Genomic DNA, 22,178 nt, shown 5'->3' with positions numbered 1-22,178 from the left:
ATGAGTCTCGACGGGGTCTATATAGTCACGCGCTGGATACATTTTTCCGCGCTTTACCTGATGTTTGGCATAAGCATCTACGTAGAGTGCCTGACGCCAGGCGCGTTCAGGCCCGCGTCCAGATCCCGTACCCGGCTCATGCTGCATGGATGCACCATTGTCGCGTGTGTTTGCGCCGGGGTGTTGCTGTGTTTGCAGGCGGGGCAGATGGGCAATGGCTGGCCGGATGCCTTTGATCCCTCTACCTGGCTGGCGGTGCTGGGTACTTCGTTCGGTCGAGTGTGGCGCTGGCAACTGGGGCTTTCCGGCCTGGCGCTTTTGTGCGTGCTGACGGGGCTTGGCCGGCAGCGGCATGGGATATTGCCCGTTCTTTCGACCTTGATGTTGCTATGCATGGCCTTTGTCGGACATGCGGCGAGCCACAAGGGTTATGTGAACGCGATCGCGGGCGTCAATCAGGCCGTGCATCTTTTCTCGGGCGCGTACTGGCTGGGGTGCCTGATCCCCTTGCTCTGGACCATGGCCTATTTGAAAACAGCGCATCGCCAGGACGTCATCCGCACTCACATCCGCTTTTCAAGCATCGGTCATTTTGCCGTTATTGCCGTTGTTGTCAGCGGCCTGGTCAATATAGGGCTGGTGTTGGGCGCATGGCCTTTGCAATGGTCGTCGATCTACCAGCGCCTGCTGCTTGTAAAAATAATGCTGGTCGGCCTGATGACGTTGTTGGCTCTGGTCAACCGCTATGTGCTGGTGCCAAGGATGAACGGCGATTCGACTAATGCCGTAGACATGTTCGCCCGTCTTGTTGGCGTGGAAATTGCATTGGGCTTAGGAGTGCTGGGCCTGGTGAGCTGGTTCGCGACGCTGGAACCGGTGTAGCAGGCCGGAAAATTGTTGTAATGGGAAGATAATTGAGTGAGGCTCGAAAAATGCCAGGTTTATTTGATTTGACCGGTTCCACCGCACTGATTACGGGCTCATCCAGGGGGCTTGGCTTCGCCTTTGGCGAGGCTTTGGCGGCTCATGGCGCCACCATTGTTCTGAACGGCACGAGTGCCGAAAGACTGGACAGCGCGGTCAAGTCTTTACATGCGAAGGGCTATGCGGCGGAAAAAACGCTGTTCGATGTCAGCGATCAAACAGCGGTTGTCGAGGCCTTCAAGACGCTGGATGCCAAAGGGCTGATCATCGACATTCTGATCAACAATGCCGGGATTCAGCTCAGGAAGCCTCTGGTGGATCTCGAGTTAAGCGAATGGCAACGCGTGATCGACACGAATCTGACCAGCGCTTTTCTGGTGGGAAAAGAAGCCGCTAAAAGGATGATTGCCAGGAAGCAAGGTGGAAAAATAATAAATATCGGGTCTTTGATGAGCGAATGTGCACGCGCGACAGTCGCTCCGTACACCACGGCAAAAGGCGGCATCAAGATGCTGACTCGCGCAATGACTGCAGAATGGGCGCAACACAATATCCAGGTCAATGCCATTGGTCCGGGCTATATGGCAACGGACATGAATGCCGCTTTGATCAGCAACCCGCAATTTGATAGCTGGGTAAAGGGCCGAACTCCTTCCGGCCGGTGGGGCCTGCCCGACGAACTGGCCGGTACGGCGGTTTATCTGGCATCCCGGGCATCCAACTATGTCAATGGCCAGATCATCTATGTGGATGGCGGGATGCTGGCTGTTCTTTAAAAAGGTTTCAAGATATAAGCCTGAAAATCAAGAATTTGTCCGTGTTCGGCGTTTTCATGGCTTAGCAATCGGGCTACTTCAAAAAACTGCTGGCTACGGTGCATATTCAGAAATAGAAGTTCGGTTTTAATAAAACCTGGCTGCGTTGAGGCGTTTTTGGTTCGAGTTGTTTGCAGCATTCGACGTTTTGGCAGCTTTGGTATTTAAAGACGCCGTCTATCGGGGCTTGGGGTCAGGCCCGGCACGGCGTGCTTCATCCGGATTTAGCACGTCAAGGCGGGCGTCGGGCGAACTCGCGTCGCCCCGCAGAGCGGGGCGACGCTCAGACAGCGCCCGCCGACTACCCCCGCCTTGCCGAGCTAAATCCGGCGCACGCCTTACGCCGGTCCTGACCCCAAGCCCCGATAGACGGCTCGCGTAATGGCATGCCTGGAATCAACGTGCTTGCACCGATAGTTAACGGGCCTGCACCCATAGAACCGTTAACGTGCCTGCACTCATGCCTCCATCACGTGGCCACATCTACCTCGATTGACGACTCGATGGATTGACGACTGGATGTACTAAAAGCATCCACCGCTTCAATGTAGCCTGTGATTGGCTCAACGCGGCTTCCCCAACATATACCTCGATGCATTTCCTCAACGCAAGCCGCAGGGTGGGCGGTGCTGTGTAGTCCGGCGGTAGTCCAGCGCCGGGTGCTGACGAAGGGAAGGCGGGGGCTTTCGGCGGGCCCTGTCTGAGCAGTGCCTCGCATGCGAGGCACTGCGAGTTGGCCCGACGCCCGCCTGGACGAGGCAGACCCGGGCAGTCGGATAGCGCAGCTAGCCGACCGCTGGACGTGCCGGACTACACAGCACCGCCCACCCTGCGGCGTCTTTATAGAATTAACCGCCACCTACACAGCAACGCACCGTCCAAAACCATCGCCCCAGCCAGTACAGGCAGCTCAAAACAAAAGTCACGGAAACGCGTCCACCCCCGTAAACATCTGAACCAAAACACCTGAACCAAAAATGCGTTAGCCAGGCTTTATTTTTAAGTGCCCTTCGCAAGAACCACAACCCCATCCGCCGCCAGCACCCCATGGCCTTGGTCTTTCACAAAAATCGGATTGATCTCGGCCTCCAGCAAGCGCGGCCCCAGGCAATGAACCATTTCCGAGAAACCGACAATGGCCGAAACCAGGGCTTCGGTATCCCGCAGCGGCTTTCCTCGGTAGCCGTTCAGCAGCGGCCATGACTTCAGCGTTCGTATCATGGAATCCGCCTCCACCCTGGTAAGGGCCCGGTCTGGGGGTTGCATTACAAGCACCGTGTCGTTGAACAGCTCGGCAGCTGTGCCTCCCGTGCCCAGCAGTATGGCGCAGCCCAGGGGATCGCGGGCCAGCCCCAGAATCAGCTCCTCGCCGTTTCCAGCCATTTCCTGCACCAGAAACGATTGCGGTGTATCGCCTGTCTTGTCGCGCACCGTGTCTTGCATCTTGAGCAGGCCTTCAGCGATAGTGTCCGCCCGAAGATTGAGCATCACACCGCCTACATCGCTTTTATGCGTGAGTTGATCGGAAAGCATCTTCAGGGCAACCGGCCCGGCGAAAATTTTTGCGGCGTGTTCGGCCTCCTGTGGATTGGCGACAGTGATTTCACGGGTAACGGGAATGCCGAATCGTGCAAACAGTTGCTTGGATTGTGTTTCATTCAAAGGGCCGGACGGAATGTTTTCCTGCTGGCGGGTAGTGGAGGGCGTCGGTTCATATTCGGGCGCCGCCTGGCTGGCGGCCAGCATAGCCTTGAAGACCGATGCGCATGTTTCGGGCGCCGTAAATGCCGGAATGCCCAGCCGGTTCAATTGGGCTGCGATATGCGGCGCATGGGGGCTGATATAGGTGAACACCGGTTTGCCGTTCAGGCTCAGGCAGTCCTCGATCGCGCTTGAAACCAGTGTAGGCATGGCCAGGGCCGAAGATCCCACGATCGCTACGATGGCATCGTACGAGTCGCTGAGCATGAGGGTGCTGATGGCGCCGCGCAGCAGCTTCGGATCCAGCCCGGCCAGCGTCACGTCGATAGGGTTGCGATCCAGTGCCGCTTGCTGGCCGTTCTGGATGCTTCTCAGTTTTTCCGCCGTGGCCTCGTCGGGCACTGGAGTGTCGAAACCGGCCAGGCCCAGGCTATCGGCGACAAGCGTGCCCGCTCCACCGGTGGATGTCAGTATGGCAATCCGGTTGCCCTTGAGCGGGCGCCCAATCGATAAGCCCAGCGGTACGCTCAGCAGATCGGCGAATTCCTGAACGCGTATGACGCCGGCTTCTTTGAAGAGCGCGTCGTACATCCTGTCGGAGCCTGCCATGGCGCCGGTATGCGAGACGGCGGAGCGCGCTCCGGATTCGGATCTTCCTACCTTGAAGACGACTATGGGTTTTCCGGCACTGCGGGCCCTTTTTGCTATTTTGCGGAATTTATCCGGATTGCGCAGGCTTTCCATGTACAGGGCGATAACCGTTGTGGCTTCGTCGTCGATCAGGGCATCGGTGAAGTCGGCCAGATCAAGATCGGCTTCATTGCTGGTGGAGACCAGTTTCGAAAACCCTATGCCCTGCGTCGCGGCGCGCGACAGCAGCGAGCCCAGGATACCGCCGCTCTGGGACACGAGTGCAATATTTCCCTTGGGCAAAGAGTCGACCTCCAGCGCGCCGCTGGCGGACAGTGGAATGTTATCGGTCAGATTGACCAGCCCGATGGTGTTGGGTCCGAGCAGTCGCATGGAGCCGGCCGCTTTTTTCAGCTCTTCCTGCCGTCTCGCGCCTTCTTCGCCAAGCTCGGCATAGCCGCTGGCCAGTACGATAGCCGTTGCGGTGCCGATGGCGGCCAGGGCGCGTACGGCGGGTATGGCTTTTTCGGCGCTCAGCATGACGATAGCCACATCGGGCGCTTCGGGAAGCGAGGCGATATCCGGGTAGCAAGGCAAGCCTGCAATCTCGCGCGCGCTTGGATTCACAGGGTAAATCTGGCCCTTGAAATCATGTTTCTTCAGATAGGCCAGGGGTTTTCCGGATGTTTTCGTCACGTCCGACGAGGCGCCGATCACCGCAATGCTGCGCGGCTTCCATAAACGATTGATGGCTTCCATGGCTAGCGGCCCCGCTGGGTTTTGTTCAGAAAAGCAGCGATTGACTGCTGGTGTTCGCCGGTGGTGTAGCAGATGGCCTGGGCCTGGCTACCCTGAGCGAAAATCGTTTCGGCGTCGAGTTCGAAGCTCTTGTTCAATATCGATTTGCCCAGCGCGATGGCGGCGGAGGAGCCGCCGGTGAATTCGCGCGCCAGGTTCCTGGCCTCGGCCAGCAGGGTTTCCGCCGGCGCCAGCAGGTCGGCGACGCCGATTCGTTCGGCTTCTTGTGCGGTAATGGTCTTGCCCGAAAAGATAAGCTGTTTAGCTTTACTCAGGCCGACCCGCCGAGGAAGGAAATACATGCCGCCGCCATCGGGTATCAAACCTCTGAGCACATAGCTCCAGGCAAAAGTGGCCTCGTCGCTGGCCACGATAAAGTCGCAGCTCAGGGCCAGGTCCGCTCCCAGTCCGGTGGCTGCCCCATTGACAGCCGCGATGACCGGCTTGGGGAATGCATGGAGGAATGCAATGGCCTGGTGGGTTTTCTGCTGCCGGCTCCAGCCATTGAACGCGATTTCCCCGGCGGGCGCTCCGGCTCGTTCCTGCATGGCGGAGATATCGCCCCCAGCGCAAAACGCCTGGCCGCTCCCGGTAATGATCAGGGCTTTGACGGACGTGTCGTAAGCGGCCTGGCGCAGCGCTGTCAACAAGTCTTCCCGCATGCTGTCGTTGAGCGCGTTGCGTTTTTCCGGTCGGGCCAGCGTTATGACCGCGATATCGTTTTCGATGTCCAGCCGGATAGTGTGTGGAGTAGTCATGTAATGGGTTTACGAGGTAGTAAGTGTGTTAGTCGAGAGTAATGTGTGCGTCTTGCACAACTTTGTGCCAGAGCTTTTCTTCTCTTGAAATATATGCCTGCAGGTCCTGGGGCTGTCCAGTATGGGCATTCAGGCCTTCTTGTTCGATCCGTTGCTGGAAGGCTTTTGATTTGATGGCCTGTTGGGCCGCCGCATTCAATTTCTGTATGACGTCGGGGGGCGTTCCGGCTGGCGCCAGCAGGCCGTACCAGCTTTCCGCTTCATAGGCTGGCAGGCCTGATTCGGCAATGGTGGGTACCTTGGGGAAGGCGAAAGAGCGCTTTTTCGACGTGACGGCTATGGCCCTTAATTGCCCGCTGTTGACATACTGCGCCACACTGGCCGCCGTGCTGAACACCATATTGATCTGCCCGCTGAGCAGATCCGTGATGGCCGGGCTGCTGCCTTTGTAGGGCACATGCGTCATCTTGATTTTGGCGAGGTTCTCGAACAGGGCTGCCGCCAGATGGGCGGAGGTGCCTGTACCGTAAGAGCCGAAGGTCAGCTTGCCGGGGTTGGCCTTGGCATAGTCGATAATGTCCTTGACGCTCTTGTAAGGGCTGTGGCTGTTGACCACCAGCACATTGGGTGAGGTGCCGATCAGGGCTACGGGGGTGAAGTCCTTGTCGGTCGAGTAGGGGATGTTTTTATACAGGCTGGGGTTCACCGCGTGGGCGAACGTGGCCATGACCAGGGTGTAGCCGTCGGGTTTGCTTTTTGCAACGAAGCCCGTTCCTATGATGGTGCCGGCTCCGGGTTTGTTCAGGACCAGAACGGTTTGGTGCAATGACTTGGACATGCCGTCGGCAATGGTGCGGGATATCTGGTCGGTACCCCCGCCTGGCGAGAAGGGCACCACGATGTCGATCGGCCTGTCGGGGAATGCAGCGTTCGCGGGACTGGTGGACAAGGCGGTCAGGCACAGGGCGCTGGCCAGGATCAGGGTTTTGCAATGCATTGAAGTCTCCTTGGTTTTCAAACCAGATTGGTGGCGTTGCCGGCGGCAAAATTATTGATATTGTCGAAAGCGGTGCCGAAGTAGTTCTCGTAGTTGTCACGTTCAACATAGCCCAGATGCGGCGTGCACAAGGCATTGGGCAACTGGACCAAGGGATGGCCTGGGCCGGCCAAAGGTTCGTCGTCATAGACATCGACGGCGGCGAACCCGGGTGTGCCGATTTTCAGCGCCGCCTCGAGCGCACCGGTTTCAATCAGCTCGGCGCGGCTGGTGTTGGCCACCAGCGCAGAGGGTTTCATCTTTTTCAAGTCCGACAGCGTGACGATGCCGCGGGTTTGTTCCGAAAGCCTTATGTGCAGGCTGAGTACATCGCTTTCGGCAAAAAATTTATCGCGCGATTCGGCGACATCGATGCCGTCTTCCCGGGCCCTTGCCGTCGATTCCAGCCCACCCCAGACCCATACACTCATTCCGAACACCTTGCCGTACTGGGCAATCTGCTTGCCGATTCGACCGTAGCTCCATATGCCGAGCCGCTGTCCCCCTAATTGTTGCCCCAGGCTCGCCTGCCACAGCCCCTGCTTGACCCGATTGGCTTCCGCCACCAGATTGCGGCGGCTGGCCAGTATCAGCGCCCAAGTGAGTTCGGCTGTGGCCGCACCCGATCCCGAGCCTTGTGCGACGGCAATGCCCAGCCGGCGGCAGGCATCGAGGTCTATGTGCTGGGCGACTTTGCCGATCTGGCTGATCAGTTTCAAGCTGGGCAGGCGTTCCAGAAGCGCCGCTGTCAGCGCGGTGCGTTCGCGTGTCAGCACAATGGCTTCGGCATCCTGAAAACGTTCGGCCAGGACGTCGATGTTCTTGCTCGAATCGTTGAACACCGTTACGCGGTGTTGCGCGAGTTTGGCAAAGCAGTCAAGCGTGCGTACGCAGTCCTGGTAGTCGTCGGGAATAACTATGTGCATGACGGGCGCCTATTCGATTTTCAGATTCAGCTTTTTAACGATGCCTTTCCATGCGACCAGGTCTTCCTTGATGAGCTGGTTGAACTCGGCGGGCGTATTTCCGCCTGGTTCGATTCCCAGGGAATGGAAAGTTTTTACGACGTTGGGGTCTTGCAAGGATTTTTTCGTACTGCGATAGATTTTCTGGATGATGGATTGCGGAGTTCCCGCACGCGCCAGAAGGCCATACCAGGCGTGGATGTCGAAACCCGGATAGCCCTGTTCCGCGATCGTGGGCACGTCCGGCAAGACAGACACGCGTTTGGCGGGCGCGATGGCCAGCGCCCTGAGTTTCTTCGATTGCAGCAAGGGTATGGCCGTGGTCGTATCCAGGAACATGATCTGGATCTGCCCCGCCAGCATGTCCTGCACGGCAGGCCCCGAGCCGCGGTAGGGGACGTGTGTCACTGTTATGCCGGCGCGGTCCTTGAACATTTCCATCGCCAGATTGCCGGAAGAACCGTTGCCCGACGAACCGTATGAATAGGCCTCGGGCTTGGCCTTTGCCATGGCGACGAATTCCTTGAGAGTCTTGGCGGGGAAATCGGCCTTGACTACCAGTATGTGCGCGATGTAACCCACCACAGTGACGCCGGTGAAATCATGCTCCATATCGAAGGGGAAGTCGGATCGTAGCGCTGGGTTGGTGACCGCCTGGATGGAAGGGAAGGCCAGCGTATAGCCATCGGCCGCGGCGTTGCGGACTTCGCCCAGCGCGATTGCGCCGCCGCCGCCCGGCTTGTTGTAGACGATCACGGCTTGCTTCAGATCTTCGCTCAGCGGCTTGCCTATGGTTCTGGCCATGAGGTCGGTCGGCCCCCCGGGCGAGAACGGCACGATTATTTTTACAGGCCGGTCGGGAAAATTATCGGATGCTGCCTTTGCCATGCCTGGCAAAAGCGGAGCGGTCATCACGGCTGCGGCTCCAAGCAGGAACTGGCGTCGCTGGAAATCGGTTTGCTTCATTGTGCTGTCTCTCCATGTAGAGTCGATCAGTGTACGCAGCCTGGTGAGCACAGGCACTAGGCTATTTCCATCAAGTGGAAATATATAATCTGTAATCCATCGGCCTATTCCGCAGGTTTATCGCAAGGCATATGACTGGAAAATCGACATCGAATCGCTCTCTGATGAGCCTTTTGACAAGGCCATCGCCAGCTTGAACGAGCCGCTATTGTCGCTGGCGTCGGAGATTGGCCGGCTGGCCGAATCGCAAAGAATGGCGCGGGATTGAGGCAGGGCGGGCATTGCGGTTCGCTTATTGCTGCCGGCGCGCCGATCGCCATTCGACCATGCCGATGGTGATGCCGCTGGCGCAAATGATGGCGATGCCAAGCCAGCTCAGCGCGTCGGGAAACTGGCCCCAGATCAGCCAGCCCAAAGCGCTGGCACTGGCAATCTGGAAATAGAGGAACGGCGCCAGCATTGAAGCCGGTGCCTGCCGATAGGCCTGGATCTGCAGCAAATGCCCGAGGCAACCCCAGGCTCCGGTCGAGATCAGTATTGCCCATTGCAAGGGGCCAAGCGATGCGAGCATGGGCATCGCCGACGGCAGGATGAAGGGCAGGGCGATGGTCAGGCAGACACTGCCTACGGCGCCGCTCCAGATCAGTGTGGTGAATGGATCGTCGTTTGCCAGGCGGCGCGTCACGATATATTGCGCCGCAAAGACGCATGCCGTGATCAGCCCGAATACCGTTCCGACGGGGTCCAGGCCGGCGCCGGGCCGGATAACGATCAGGACTCCGGCAAAGCCGACCCCCGCCGCGACCCAGCGGGACAGGCGCGCGGGCTCGTGCAGAATCCACGGGGCAAGCGCAAGAATAATGAGCGGCGCCAGGAAATTGATGGCGGTGGCTTCCGCCTGCGGCAGGTGCCGCAAGGTCATGAAAGAAGACAAGGTCGCCGCCAGCATGATTGCGCCGCGCAGGGCCTGGTCGCGCATGCGCTTGCTGCGCAGCGCCCGCGCGCCCCGCGAGGGCAGCACGAGTGCCAGCACCAGAGCCAGGTGGACGACATACCGCACCCAGCACAGTACAAGCAGCGGCACCCCTGCGCCCATCACCCATTTTCCGCTGGCATCGAGGCCCGACAGAGCCCAGGTGGACAGTATCAACACCAGGATTCCGGCGATGGGGCGGGAGCCCGGGAATTGCGCCAAGGGCCGCGCGGCCGCGCGTGCGCCATGGGCCGTGTCGGAAGAAGCAGTCGGCGCAGCAAACAGGCCGGAATCCGCTCGAGACATCAGTAAACCCCCCGGACAGCCTGGGCGAGGACCTGGCTGGATGAATTATTTGAAATAAGGCTGGTAATCATACGCTGGATGGCTCGGGCTTATCTTAGATGTAAATTGGCAGTTGGCAAACCTGGAAAGAGGCTTTCTTCCAGACGGGGAGATCCTGTATATTCAATTGCGGATCTGGTCGAGAATCGTCTGAAAGGGCGCTGACACGACGCCTTGATGGAGCGAGCCGGGTTTCAGACCGGTCCTATGTTCCATATTCGGTGTTGTGACGGTAATGGCAGCCGGCATGGCCTGGCGGCGATATTGCCCGACGTCGAGGAATAGGCCGATTGCTCGATCAATGCATCACGCAAGGAGTCACAGTATGAGCAGCAAAATTGCAGTTGTAACCGGCGCCAGCCGCGGCCTGGGCAAGAATACCGCCTTGAAACTGGCTGCCCAGGGCGTCGACGTCATTCTTACCTATCACAGCAATCTGGCCGAAGCGCAAGCCCTTGTCGCGGAAATCACGCAGGCGGGGCGGCGTGCGGCGGCGCTGCAACTGGATGTCGGCCTCAGTGCCACCTTTGACGCCTTTGCCGCGCAGGTCCGGCATGAGCTAAGCCGGCAGTGGCAGCGCGAGAATTTCGACTTTCTGGTGAATAACGCCGGAATCGGCATTCATGCGGCGTTTGCCGACACGACGGAAGAGCAGTTCGATCAACTGATGAATATTCAGTTGAAGGGGCCGTACTTCCTGACGCAAAAGCTATTGCCGCTGATGGCCGACCATGGCCGGATTGTGAATGTGTCGTCGGGGCTGACGCGGTTTAGCCTGCCGGGATACTCCGCTTACGCCGCCATGAAGGGCGGCATCGAGGTGCTTACCCGCTACATGGCCAAGGAACTGGGCTCGCGCGGCATCGCCGTCAATGTTGTCGCGCCGGGCGCGATCGCCACTGATTTTGGCGGCGGAGCGGTGCGGGACAATGCGGAGCTCAATCGCTTCGTCGCGTCCAATACAGCGCTGGGTCGTGCCGGCCAGGCGGACGATATTGGTGGCGCCATTGCCGCCTTGTTCCTCGACAGCAACCGCTGGGTCAACGCCCAGCGTATCGAGATTTCGGGCGGAATGTTTCTGTAATGCGCCGGCTCAGTGATCGTGGTGCAGGTACGCGGCCTGTCGCGGCAAGCGCAGGCTGACCAGGAAGGCCAGCACCATCATTGCCGTCACGTACCAATAGAAGCTGGTCTCATGCCCCAGGGCCTTGAGGCCAAGCGCTACATATTCGGCGGAGCCGCCAAAAATGGCATTGGCGACCGCGTAGGCGAATCCGACCCCCAGTGCGCGCACCTCGGGCGGAAACATTTCAGCTTTCACAATCCCGCTGATGGACGTGTAGAAGCTGACGACCGCCAGTGCGAGTACGATCAGCACGAAAGCCATGACCGGATTCGTGACGCTGTGCAGCGCCAGCATGATGGGCACGGTGCACAGGGCGCCGAGCCCGCCAAACAGCAGCATATTGTTGCGGCGTCCGATACGATCGGACAGCATGCCGAACAGAGGCTGCAGGCACATATACACAAAAAGGCAGGCGGTCATCACGTAGCTGGCGGTCTTGATTGACATGCCGGCCGAGTTGACCAGGTACTTTTGCATATAGGTGGTGAAGGTATAGAAAATCAGCGAGCCGCCGGCGGTGAAGCCCAGGACGGTAAAGAAGGCAGCTTTGTGGTGCCGAAATAGACCGCCCAGGGTGCCCGCTTCCTTGTTGCCGCGTGTATCGGCCGTGGATGTTTCGTGCAGGCCGCGCCGCAGCAGCAGGGCGACAACGGCCGTAACGGCGCCGACCACAAATGGAATGCGCCAGCCCCAGTCTTTCAATTCCTGCTCGCTGAGCAATTGCTGCAGAATGACGATGACCAGTACCGCCAGCAGTTGTCCCCCGATCAAGGTCACATATTGGAACGATGAGAAAAAGCCGCGCTGGCCCCGCAACGCCACCTCGCTCATATAGGTGGCCGTGGTGCCATATTCGCCGCCGACCGAAAGTCCCTGGAACAGGCGCGCCACCAGCAGCAGGGCGGGGGCCCATGCGCCTATGCTTGCATAGGTGGGCAGGCAGGCGATGACGAGCGAGCCCGCGCACATCATCGTGACCGAAATCACCATCGAATTCTTGCGTCCGGCCCTGTCCGCGATCCGGCCGAACAGCCAGCCACCGATCGGGCGCATCAGAAATCCTGCCGCAAAGACACCGGCCGTGTTGAGCAGTTGGACGGTGGGGTTCGCCTGCGGGAAGAACGAGTGGGCGAAATAAATGGCGCAGAATGCATACACATAAAAGTCGAACCACTCGACCAGATTGCCCGACGAGGCGGCAACGATGGCAAAGATGCGCTTGCGCTTTTCTTCAGCGGTGTAGTGCGGAATGGGCGACGCCGCCACGATCGCGGCGGCGGAATTTGCGGGGTTATTGGCGGTCATACGTAAATGTTTGAATGTTTAAGGTGTCAAGGCAGTCGACGGGCCCGACGACATCTGCTGGACAGAACTGGCCTGCTTACTTGCGTTCGCAAGAAGGGCTCAAGACTGTCTGTGAAGCAGGGCAATGGAGTTTTTCCCTTTCGTTCATGCCAGATGACAACAAATGGCGTTCCGGGTACCTGGGCTGAATAAGGAAAGATGCCGGCCGCGGGAGGGGCGAACTGCGGCAAAAGTATACTTTTTTTTAATATTGGAAGTCTAATTGCGGGTCGGGGATCCGCTGGCGAGGCGAAAACCCGGGTATGGCGGCCCAGCCGCGGGAGTCAATAAGTTCCTGGATAGGCGCCGCCGTCCACGAGAATATTCTGGCCTGTCAAATATTCCGCGTGCACGCTGCAAAGGAATGCGCAAATTTCGCCGAACTCGGCCGCGGTACCGAAGCGATGCGCCGGAATGCTTTTTTGACGCGCCTCGCGCACGGTGGCCAGATCTTGCCCCAACTTCCCCGCGACAGCTTCCATCCCGCTTTTGAGACGATCCGTATCGAAGGAACCGGGCAAAAGGTTGTTGAGCGTCACGCCTTTGGCGGCGATCGCGCTGCGCGCCACGCCGGAGACAAAGCCTGTGAGTCCGCTGCGTGCTCCGTTGGATAATCCCAGAATATCGATCGGCGCCTTTACCGAACTTGAGGTGATATTGACGATGCGTCCAAAGCCGCGGGCCGCCATGCCATCGACCGTCGCCTTGATCAATTCGATGGGTGTGAGCATATTGGCGTTGAGCGCCGCTATCCAGGTATCGCGATCCCAGTCGCGGAAGTCGCCGGGAGGCGGTCCGCCGGCATTGGTGACGACAATATCGAATTCTTTCTGAACGCTAAAGACCAGAGCCCGGCCCTGGGCCGTCGTGATGTCCGCCGCGACGTGCCTGACAGAGGGCGGCGTCGGGCCGACGGTATCGGCGGTTGCCTGCAATGCCTGGGCTGTGGCCTCTAGCGCCTCGGCGCCGCGCGCGACAATCACTACATTGACGCCTTCGCGTACCAGCGCCTGCGCGCAGCCTCGGCCCAGTCCCTTGCTGGCTCCGCATACCAGGGCAGTTCTGCCCGCAATCCCGAGATCCATTTGATTTTCTCCTTGCCTATGTTGATCGATGCAGTTACGCATGCCGTATCGTAATCGGTGCCGGCCTTATCATCCTCGTTTTTTTCATGGGCTATCCAATAGCCTGGGGCGGTGCGATTCGATTTCGGTGGGCATTGAGAGGGACATAGGAAGGCAGGGGATTGCCTATTCTGAAGGACCGCCTGGCCGACACCGAGCTTTCCTGCACGTGCGGGGAGTCGCCGGCGAGACTTGGACGTCTGCCCGCATCGACTCGTGGCGGCATTCTACATTCTATACATAGCATGGGCCTTCAATCAGCGGGTGTTTTTTGATGAACTCCAGGTCCACTTCCAACCCTATTCCTTGTCCTTCCAGCGGGCTGACACAGCCATTTTCATCGAGCTCATAGGGCAGTGCGGAGCACAGTTTGTCCCGGAACGGATTGAGAGTGGTTACATCGGCTTCGAAATAGCCGCTGTTATCCAGCGCGCATAGATAATGGATGGAGTTGGCCATATTGACAGCGGTGGCCGAGGTATGCGGATTGACGGAGATTTTCTTGGCGCTGGCCATGGCCGCTATGCGCATGGCTTCGGTCAGGCCGCCCGTCTTGGATAAATCCGGTTGCGCGTATCCCACTGTTCTGGAATTGAGCAAGGCTTCGAATTCATATCTTGTGTAGTGGTTTTCACCGGCGGCCAGCGGAATGGTCGCGAAGCGGCTGGCCATTTCATAGCAATAATAGTCCTGGGCTGGAAACGGTTCCTCCAGCCAGCCGACATTCAGCTCGCGATAGGCCGGCATGGTCTGGCGGACGGCTTCCAGGCTGTAAGCGGTATTGGCATCGACCAGTATGTCGATCGAATCACCCACGGCCTTGCGGACGGAAGCGACACGCTCGATATCCCTTTGGGGGGTATCCCCGACTCTCAGCTTGAGCGCTTTGTAGCCTTTATCCAGATGCCCCAGGGCTTCGGCCGCCAAGCTGGCGGGATCCTGCCAGCCCAGCGAGATACCCCCGGCGTATGCCTTGATAGGCCTGGACGAGCCGCCCAGTAGCCGGTACAGGGGCTGGCCGGTAGCTTGACAGCGTATGTCCCACAAGGCCAGATCCAGGCCGCTCAAGGCCAGTGCTGCTGCGGCGCCCATACCATGGCTGGCTATTTGCATTCTGTAGATCTTGCTGCCCACCGAGACGACGTCCATCGGATCGAGCCCCACCGCCAGCTCCTTGATGGTAGTTTCCAGTAATTTGGCAATGGCTCCGGGGCAGCGGCCATGATGGGATTCGCCCCAGCCTACCAGGCCCTGGTCGGTTTCAACCCGGACAAGGACTGCGTCTCTTTTGACGCTACGGCCTATTCCCAGGGTGACGGAATGTTCGGGAGGGACCGGGAACGAGATAGGTACTGCAAGGATGTTTTGGATTTTCATGATAGGGCATTCAAGTGTTGAAGACTTCTGGATTCACCAAGAACTGGGAGGTACGGTGATTGAGCAATGACAGCAGTTCGTGCACCGCGGCCATGCTCATGCGCCGCAAGCTTGGTATGGTGGTGCCGGCGATATGCGGCGTAAGAATCAGGCGGGGACAGGTCAGCAGCGGGTCGTCGCCTGGCAGCGGCTGTTGATCGTAGACATCGAGTACGGCACCGCCCAGTTCATTATTGTTCAAGGCATTGATCAGCGCATGTTTGTCGACCACCGGGCCGCGCGCCACATTGATGAGCATGGCGTCTTTTTTCATCATGGCCAGCGCGGCAGCGTCGACAAGGCCGCGCGTTTCGTTGTTCAAGGGACAGCACAGCACCACGACATCCGCTCTCGAAAACAAAGCCGGCTTGTCGGCGGCCTGTATAGAGGCAGGCAAAGAGTCGGGCCTCCTGGTCAGTCCCAGTACCGTCATACCCAAGGCCGCCGCAAGCTGGCCCAGGTTTTTGCCAATTGCACCGACCCCGACTACGCCCAAAGTGGCACCGTTCAGTTCACCGCAAGCGGTGCCTACCTGTTTACCCGCGTCCCATCCTCGCTGGCGGAACAGGGAGTCTATTTTTTCCAGCGGACGGTACCTGCCGAGGATGGCGGACAGGCAATACTCGACCACCGCGGCGGTATTGGCGCCGGGTACGTTGGCCACGGGTATCCCCTTCAGTGTGGCCTGCCGCACGGGTATCATGTCCAGACCCACGCCATGGCGGACCACGGCGCGCAGCCGGTTCGCGAAGTCGAATATATCTTCCGGCAGTTGTGTCCGGACGATGAGCCCGTCGATATTGCGAACCAGTTCCGGCAAGAGGGCTGGATTCTCGTTCGACGGGATGATGACGTCGGCGTGCTGCTCGAGATAGCTCAGGCCATCGGGATGAATGGCGTTGGTCAGCAAGACTGTGGGTTTCATGTATTTGATCGCTTATGGACGCGGTTGGATAATTGACCGATGTGTTCGATATTGATTACAACTTCATCGCCGTCTTTTAGCCACTTTCCGGGCTGGTACGATGCCGCTACGCCCGCGGGAGTGCCCGTGGCGACGATGTCTCCGACATCCAGCGGCATTTTGCTGGATATGTACGAAATCAATTCCGGTATCTTGAACAGCATCTTTGATGTTGACGATTTCTGCAGTACTTCGCCATTCAAGGCCAGGGAAATATTCAGTTGATGAGGGTCCGCGATGCCGTCCCGGTCTACGATGATGGAGCCCAGCGGCCCGCTGGTTTGCTGGTTCTTGCCCCTGACGAAATTCTTGTCGGCCCTGACGAACTCGCTGACGCTGACATCATTGAAAATGGCATAGCCGAATACATGGTCCATGACTTGAGCAGGCGCAATGTTCAGCGCCTGCCTGCCTATGATCACCGCCAGCTCCGCTTCATAGGTGGTCTGCGTGGCGTTGTCGGGCAGCACTATCGGCTCTCCATCTCCAATAATGGTGGAGGCCGATTTGATGAATATGACCGGCTCCGATGGATATTCCTGCTGTTTCTCATCCAGCGCATCTTTATAATTGAAAGCCGCTCCGACTATCTTTCGAGGATTCGGAAGAGCTGCGATGGTTTGTACATGGGCCAGATCGATGAGGGCTCGTTCCTTGTCGGTTACGGCCTCGATGGCCTGCAGGAGGTCTGGAGTATGCAAGGCAATGAAGTCCAGCATCGAGTGGCCGGCATTGCCCAGTAAAGAAGCAAAGGCCGGATGAGACAAATCCAGGGCCAATGTCGCTGCGCCGGAACCCTGCAGGATGCCGACGGCTACCGTGCCGTTATTTTTGATGAATGAAATAAGGCGCATGAGTTGTCACTGAACCCGGTATTTTTCAAGGATGGCTCTATCGATTTCGATGCCGAGGCCGGGGCCTTCGGGCACATCGACGATGCCTTTGTGCTGTGTGATGGGCGTCTTGGCGAGATAGTCCCTGAAGGGATTCTCGCATTGTTCGAATTCGAATATGGGAGGCATGGGGCGGAAGCTGGGAGGTTGGTCGGGCAGGGCGGCAATAAAATGCAGTGTGGCCGCCACGCCGATGACGGAACCCCAGGCATGAGGCACGCATTCGACGCCATGGGCGCTGGCCAGGGCTGCTATTTTGCGGCATTCGCTGATGCCGCCAGCGGCGCAGACATCGGGTTGGATGATGTCCATTGCCTTGCGGGCCACGATGTCGCGGAACCCCCAGCGCGTGAATTCGTTTTCGCCGCCGGCGATCGCCATGTCCAGGGCCCGGGTGACCTCCACATAGCCGTCCAGGTCTTCGGGTGAAATTGGCTCTTCGAACCACTCAACATTGAGCTGCTCCAGTTCGCGTCCCATCCTGATCGCGGCAGGCACGGTCAGGCAGTGATTGGCGTCGACCATCAGGCGCGTGTCATCGCCGATGGCTTTCCTGACGGCGGCCACCCGTTCGATATCGGCCTTGATGGAACCCAGGCCGATCTTCATCTTGATGGCGGTGAAACCTTCATGTACATATTCCACGGCTTCCTCGACGGCTTCCTCGACCAGCCTCTCGGTGTCGATGAAATACAGGCCGGTAGCATACGCTGTGACGCTTTTCCTATGCGCGCCGCCGATCAGTTTATGCACTGGTCGATTGCATTTTTTCCCTATGATGTCCCACAGCGCGATATCTATGCCGCTCAGCGCAGCGATGGACATGCCCTTATTGCCATAGTCCTTGATGCGGTTGTATAGATCTTCCCATATCACTTCCACATCGAAGGCATCCCTGCCTATGATCCTGGGCGCATATTGCGTATCGATATACGCTTTGGCGACATGGGAAGGCCCATAGCATTCGCCCCAGCCGACTACGCCGTCGGCCGTTTCAATTTCGACGATGCATGAGCCGCGGGTTTTGTAGATCCAGCCCCGGGACGACGTGAAGGGCCGCTCTATGGGTGCGCTGACGAGATGACATACCACTTTCTTGATCTGATCCATACATTCTCACTTGATATTGAATACTTTGCTGCCGACGGTATCCAGGGTGGTTTGCACCGCTAGTACTTCTTTCTGCAAGTCGTCACCCACCAGTCTGTCCACCACGAAGCCATTCTTGTCGGCGAAGGCCTTGTATTCCTGGCTGTCTATGGCTTTGGAGAAAATCGAAATCAGCTTTTGGCGCACTGGTTCACTGATGCCTTTCGGCCCTACGATATAGGCCATCTGCAACAGGGGGCCGTAGGGATACACGTTGTATCCAAGCTCTTTGAACGTAGGCAGGTCCGGAAACACCTGCAGCCGCGTATCGGAAAATGTGGCCACGGGCTTTACCAGGCCGGCATTGATCTGCCCCAGACTTTCGGAAGGTTTGAGCACTGCCGCATCGATCTGCTTGCCGGCCAGGGCGGCCATGACTTGCGAGCCGCCGGTATAGGGCACATTGATGTAGCCCACTCCCGCGGATCTTGCGGTCATTTCGGCAAATATATGATTGATGTTGTGCGTGCCGGGAGTACCGATGGACACTTTGCCCGGATTCTTTTTCATGTAGCCGAGAAACTCATTCAGGGTCTTGTAGGGCTTGCCGTTGGGAATGAGAAGAATGAGAGGGTCGGTAGATACGCGCACAATCGAGGTGAACTGGTCGTTTTTTAGATTGGTCAGCTTCATGGCGATCTGGGCCAGGGTCGAACTGGTGCCCATGCCTAGCGTATAGCCGTCCGGATCGGACCTGGCCACCCGCCCGAGGCCGATGGCACCCGTCGCGCCCGGGGCGTTTTCCACGATTACATTTACTCCTTGGGGGGCTACCATTTTCTGTAAGGCCCGGGCGGCTATGTCGTTCGATCCTCCTGCATTCCAGGGAACGATCAGGCGTATCGGATGATCGGGAAATGAGGTATCGGCGGCATGGGCAGCCATCGGGAGCGCAAGGAAAATGAACAGTGTGGAAACCAATCTGGCTTTTAAGGAATGCTGGAACATCGATGTCTCCGGTTGAGGTTTTGTGAGGTCGGATGAAATATTATCATTCGTTATAACAAACAACAATATCTTTGATGTTAAATTAGCAACATTGTTTTGAGCGTCGCTTCTTCATCATTTCAGGAAAAAATTTGGATATTTCGGCTACAGCGCTCAAGCCCGCCCAGCGGTCCACCTTATGGGATCATGCCTACAGCGAGCTCAAAAAGGCCTTGCTGGTGGGGCGCTTCAGGCCCGGGCAACGCTTGTTGCTGCGCGATATCGCCATAGAACTGAATATCAGTCCGACTCCTGTGCGCGACGCGATCAACAGGCTGGTGGCTGAGCGCGTGCTGGAACGGGGAATAGGCGGACAGAAGGGCGGTGCAACGGTTCCCATGATCAAACGGCAGGAGTTCGCCCAGTTCATTGTCATGAGGAGCCTTCTCGAGTCTCGCCTGGCATTCGATGCGGCCGCTTATTGTGGCGACCGTGATATCCAGGAGCTGCAGTCATCGCTCAAACAGATGAAGCGCCTGGCTCTGGAGCACCGGTCGGATCTGTATCTCGAGGAGCATCGCAAGTTCCATTTTTCTATTTATTCGCTGTCCACCATGGGTGTACTGTACGATACGGTCGAGAATCTATGGCTGCGTTGCGGGCCGATGCTGAATATGATTTTTCCGGAGTACCTGCACCAGGTAAAAAAGACGGACTTCCATGCGCAGGCGCTGGCTGCGCTCAAACGCAAAGACGCCGAAGGCGTCGCGCAAGCCGTCAAAGAGGATATCGAACAGGCCGGCCACTACATTTGCGACATTCTGGAGCGTCAATAAGGCTGGCTGTCCGGGCCGTAAAGACGCCGTACGAGCTTCCTCCATGACCCATGCCCTGAATCTGAACGCTTATCTAGCCCGCATCGGCTATTCAGGGTCTCCCGAGGCAAGCTTGCCGGTTCTACGCACACTGGCACTTCACCATGCGCAGGCCATTCCATTCGAAAACCTCAACCCTTTTCTGGGCTTGCCTGTAAGCCTGAGCCTGGCCGACGTGGAGCGGAAACTCGTGCACGAGGGCCGCGGCGGCTATTGCTTTGAACAGAATCTGCTGTTTGGGCAAGCCTTGCGCGGCATCGGCTTCGATGTCACCGATCTGGCTGCGCGCGTGTTATGGACTCAGCCCGACGATGCAAAAACCGCGCGCACGCACATGCTGCTGGCCGTCGATCTGGGTGGTGAGCCTTATCTGGTGGACGTGGGCTTTGGCGGCCAGACTCTCACAGGCGTGCTGCGTTTGCAGGCCGATATGCCGCAGGCCACGCCGCATGGCGATTTCCGCCTGTTGCGCGACGACGGCCAGTGGCGCATGCAGAGCCGCATTCAGGGCGAGTGGCGATCTTTGTACCGTTTTGATTTGTCGCCTCAATATGCGGTCGATTACGAGATCACCAACTATTATCTGTCAACGCACCCGCGCTCGCACTTTACGCAGAACCTGATCGCGGCCAGGCCTACGCCGCTCGCGCGGCTGGCATTGCAAAATCGCGATTATGCGGTGCATGCCATCGGCGGCGAGAGTACTCGTCGCCGGCTGGAGTCGACCCGGGAAATCCTGCAGGTGCTGGCCGACGATTTCGGCATTGTCCTGCCCGATACCCCGACCCTGATTGCCCGCCTGGACGCCTTACTTTGACTGAGTGTCCAGAAGCAGATTGAACGCCTTGTCGAGCTTGATGTCGGCATCTTTCAGGTTCTGGCGCGTTTTCTGCATCCAGGCTTTATCGGCGGATAGGGTGGTTTGCGCCTCGGCCAGCATGCGTTCGACTTCCGCGGGCTGCGGGCCGCCGATACCTACCCGGGTCTTGACCATGAACTCCGGCGACAGCACTTGCCGGAACTCAGCCTCGGAAATCGGAAGCTTGGCGGGATCGGGCAATTTGAACTTGGCTATGGCCTGGGCATACAGTTCCACGGCCTTGTCATAAGGGAAGGTCTTGGGCTTGAATCCGTTGGCGCGGGCGTAGGTTACGATCGACGAGGCGAAACTGTGGCCGACGCGGAAAGGAATCTGATGCTCTTTTTGCAGCGTTTCAGCCAGTTCCATGGACGTGGTCCAGTCGTCTTCCAGCTCTTCCAGGGAGCGTTTGGGGTTGATCGTCAGGGCATCCATGACGGTATTCATGCCCTTGATCATTGTGATGGCTTGGGGGAAGAAGCCGATTTGCGCCCAGGGATCTTTGTAGTCTGTCATGCCGGTCGTGACATTATGGGCCCTGAATATAACCGTTTGCGCCAGGCCGACGACATTGGAGGCCGCTTCCCGCGCACGCATGATGACGCCTGGATTGCGTTTTTGCGGCATGGCGCTGCTGGTGTAGGTTGAGCCTTCGCTCAGCAATAGCCAGGGGCGGGTCTGGTGATATTGGGTATGGATGTCGCCCAGGATCGCGCCCAGGCGTATGGCCGTGGAGGAAACGATGCCGGTGGCTTCCAAGGAAATATCGGAAGGAGCGACCTGGCTGGAATCCAGCGAGTTTTCTATGGGGCCGTCGAAACCCAGCAGTTCCGCCAGTCTTTTCCGATTCAGCGGCCAGCTCGAGTTGGCCAGCACGGCGGTTCCCATGGCGCTGCGGTTCAGGCGTTTGTACAACTCGTGGATACGCTGCGCATCGCGGTCGAATGAGGCCTCGTAGGCCAAAAGATAATGGGCATAGGTGATAGGCATGGCCTGCACGCCGTTGGTGTAGGCCGGGATGATGGTATTGATGTTTTTGGCGGCGGTCGCCAGCATGCGTTCGCGCAAGGTATTCAGGGCATCGGAATAGTCCAGCAATTCGGTGCGCAGCTTCGCCATCCGGAATGTGGCGTACATATCCTGCCGGCTGCGGCCGGTATGAACCAGCGAGGCATCGGGCCCGATGGCTTCGGTGATAATGTGTTCGATCTGCAGCACATCCTTGGGGCGCCTGCCGTCGGGCTGTTTGGCCTGATCGATGACATGCTCGACGCCTTTGGCGATCTTGCGGCCCATTTCGGGCGTGATGATTTTTTCTTCGGTCAGCATCACCGTCGATGCTTTATTGATCTTGTTCAGCCAGAAGAACTGGTCCTGGGCCTGATCGGTCTTGCTGGTGGTGTTGCTGTCCTTGAGGAGCGATGAGGCCGTCGTGGCGCCGGCCTTTGCTGCCTGCTGATTGCATTCAACGGTGGTGCGGCAAGGCATCTGCCCGGTATCCGCGGCGGATGCCAGGACAGGGCAGGCCAATAAAGAAGAAATGACGAATGCGATTCGGGTGTTCATGATTGTGTCTCCCCAGGGCCGGTT

General features: G+C 58.2%; 19 protein-coding genes. 5 read left to right on the top strand and 14 right to left on the bottom strand.

Annotation, left to right across the window (positions count from 1 at the left end):
* Entirely contained in the window at positions 1–882 is an 882-nt protein-coding gene (copD, locus tag LSG25_RS04880) for a copper homeostasis membrane protein CopD (RefSeq protein ID WP_232743586.1), read from the top strand.
* A 50-nt stretch (positions 883–932) separates the two neighbouring features.
* Positions 933–1,700 (top strand): SDR family oxidoreductase, encoded by a 768-nt coding sequence (locus LSG25_RS04875; RefSeq protein WP_232743585.1) that lies wholly within the window; start codon positions 933–935, stop codon positions 1,698–1,700.
* Positions 1,701–2,738: 1,038 nt separating this feature from the next.
* On the opposite strand, the gene LSG25_RS04870 is transcribed toward LSG25_RS04875, so the two are convergent.
* From LSG25_RS04870 to LSG25_RS04845, 6 genes are all read right to left on the bottom strand, one after another.
* On the bottom strand, positions 2,739–4,829 hold the full coding sequence (locus LSG25_RS04870; RefSeq protein WP_232743584.1) for an acetate--CoA ligase family protein: 2,091 nt from the start codon (positions 4,827–4,829) through the stop codon (positions 2,739–2,741).
* A gap of 2 nt (positions 4,830–4,831) precedes the next feature.
* Complete coding sequence (locus LSG25_RS04865; RefSeq protein WP_232743583.1) at positions 4,832–5,626, bottom strand: enoyl-CoA hydratase/isomerase family protein; 795 nt, start codon at positions 5,624–5,626, stop codon at positions 4,832–4,834.
* Between the two features lie 28 nt (positions 5,627–5,654).
* Positions 5,655–6,623 carry a tripartite tricarboxylate transporter substrate binding protein gene (locus tag LSG25_RS04860; protein ID WP_232743582.1) on the bottom strand — a complete coding sequence of 323 codons (969 nt, stop codon included), beginning with the start codon at positions 6,621–6,623 and terminating at the stop codon, positions 5,655–5,657.
* 17 nt (positions 6,624–6,640) lie between these two features.
* Positions 6,641–7,588 (bottom strand): D-2-hydroxyacid dehydrogenase family protein, encoded by a 948-nt coding sequence (locus LSG25_RS04855; protein WP_232743581.1) that lies wholly within the window; start codon positions 7,586–7,588, stop codon positions 6,641–6,643.
* 9 nt (positions 7,589–7,597) lie between these two features.
* Positions 7,598–8,593 (bottom strand): tripartite tricarboxylate transporter substrate binding protein, encoded by a 996-nt coding sequence (locus tag LSG25_RS04850; RefSeq protein WP_232743580.1) that lies wholly within the window; start codon positions 8,591–8,593, stop codon positions 7,598–7,600.
* Between the two features lie 292 nt (positions 8,594–8,885).
* On the bottom strand, positions 8,886–9,872 hold the full coding sequence (locus LSG25_RS04845; protein WP_232743579.1) for a DMT family transporter: 987 nt from the start codon (positions 9,870–9,872) through the stop codon (positions 8,886–8,888).
* A 340-nt stretch (positions 9,873–10,212) separates the two neighbouring features.
* Here LSG25_RS04845 and LSG25_RS04840 point away from each other — a divergent pair, with 340 nt between their 5' ends.
* A complete protein-coding gene (locus LSG25_RS04840) occupies positions 10,213–10,995 on the top strand; it encodes an SDR family NAD(P)-dependent oxidoreductase (RefSeq protein ID WP_370635951.1) in 783 nt (260 codons plus the stop codon).
* Positions 10,996–11,004: 9 nt separating this feature from the next.
* Here the strand turns inward: LSG25_RS04840 and LSG25_RS04835 are convergent, their stop codons facing one another.
* From LSG25_RS04835 to LSG25_RS04805, 7 genes are all read right to left on the bottom strand, one after another.
* The gene (locus LSG25_RS04835) at positions 11,005–12,342 is read right to left on the bottom strand and encodes an MFS family transporter (protein WP_232743577.1); all 1,338 of its coding nucleotides are present in this window, start codon (positions 12,340–12,342) and stop codon (positions 11,005–11,007) included.
* Between the two features lie 323 nt (positions 12,343–12,665).
* Complete coding sequence (locus LSG25_RS04830; RefSeq protein WP_232743576.1) at positions 12,666–13,466, bottom strand: SDR family oxidoreductase; 801 nt, start codon at positions 13,464–13,466, stop codon at positions 12,666–12,668.
* Between the two features lie 273 nt (positions 13,467–13,739).
* Entirely contained in the window at positions 13,740–14,882 is a 1,143-nt protein-coding gene (locus LSG25_RS04825) for a mandelate racemase/muconate lactonizing enzyme family protein (RefSeq protein ID WP_232743575.1), read from the bottom strand.
* Positions 14,883–14,892: 10 nt separating this feature from the next.
* Positions 14,893–15,846, bottom strand: coding sequence for a D-isomer specific 2-hydroxyacid dehydrogenase family protein (locus tag LSG25_RS04820; RefSeq protein ID WP_232743574.1), 954 nt, complete (start codon positions 15,844–15,846; stop codon positions 14,893–14,895).
* Complete coding sequence (locus tag LSG25_RS04815; protein ID WP_232743573.1) at positions 15,843–16,739, bottom strand: fumarylacetoacetate hydrolase family protein; 897 nt, start codon at positions 16,737–16,739, stop codon at positions 15,843–15,845. Before LSG25_RS04815 ends, LSG25_RS04820 begins: the two co-directional genes overlap by 4 nt.
* Positions 16,740–16,745: 6 nt before the next feature.
* Entirely contained in the window at positions 16,746–17,888 is a 1,143-nt protein-coding gene (locus LSG25_RS04810; protein ID WP_232743572.1) for a mandelate racemase/muconate lactonizing enzyme family protein, read from the bottom strand.
* A gap of 6 nt (positions 17,889–17,894) precedes the next feature.
* Positions 17,895–18,875, bottom strand: coding sequence for a tripartite tricarboxylate transporter substrate binding protein (locus tag LSG25_RS04805; RefSeq protein WP_232743571.1), 981 nt, complete (start codon positions 18,873–18,875; stop codon positions 17,895–17,897).
* Positions 18,876–19,006: 131 nt separating this feature from the next.
* On the opposite strand from LSG25_RS04805, the gene LSG25_RS04800 reads away from it, so the two are divergent.
* On the top strand, positions 19,007–19,690 hold the full coding sequence (locus LSG25_RS04800; RefSeq protein ID WP_232743570.1) for a GntR family transcriptional regulator: 684 nt from the start codon (positions 19,007–19,009) through the stop codon (positions 19,688–19,690).
* Between the two features lie 43 nt (positions 19,691–19,733).
* Positions 19,734–20,546 (top strand): arylamine N-acetyltransferase, encoded by an 813-nt coding sequence (locus tag LSG25_RS04795; RefSeq protein WP_232743569.1) that lies wholly within the window; start codon positions 19,734–19,736, stop codon positions 20,544–20,546.
* Here the strand turns inward: LSG25_RS04795 and LSG25_RS04790 are convergent.
* Complete coding sequence (locus LSG25_RS04790; protein ID WP_232743568.1) at positions 20,538–22,154, bottom strand: argininosuccinate lyase; 1,617 nt, start codon at positions 22,152–22,154, stop codon at positions 20,538–20,540. The genes LSG25_RS04795 and LSG25_RS04790 overlap by 9 nt on opposite strands.
* Positions 22,155–22,178: the final 24 nt, after the last annotated feature.

It is taken from the genome of Paralcaligenes sp. KSB-10, assembly GCF_021266465.1.
Taxonomy (GTDB): Bacteria; Pseudomonadota; Gammaproteobacteria; order Burkholderiales; family Burkholderiaceae_B.
Note: the sequence above shows the minus strand (reverse complement) of the source record. Positions and strands in the feature narration are given on the sequence as shown.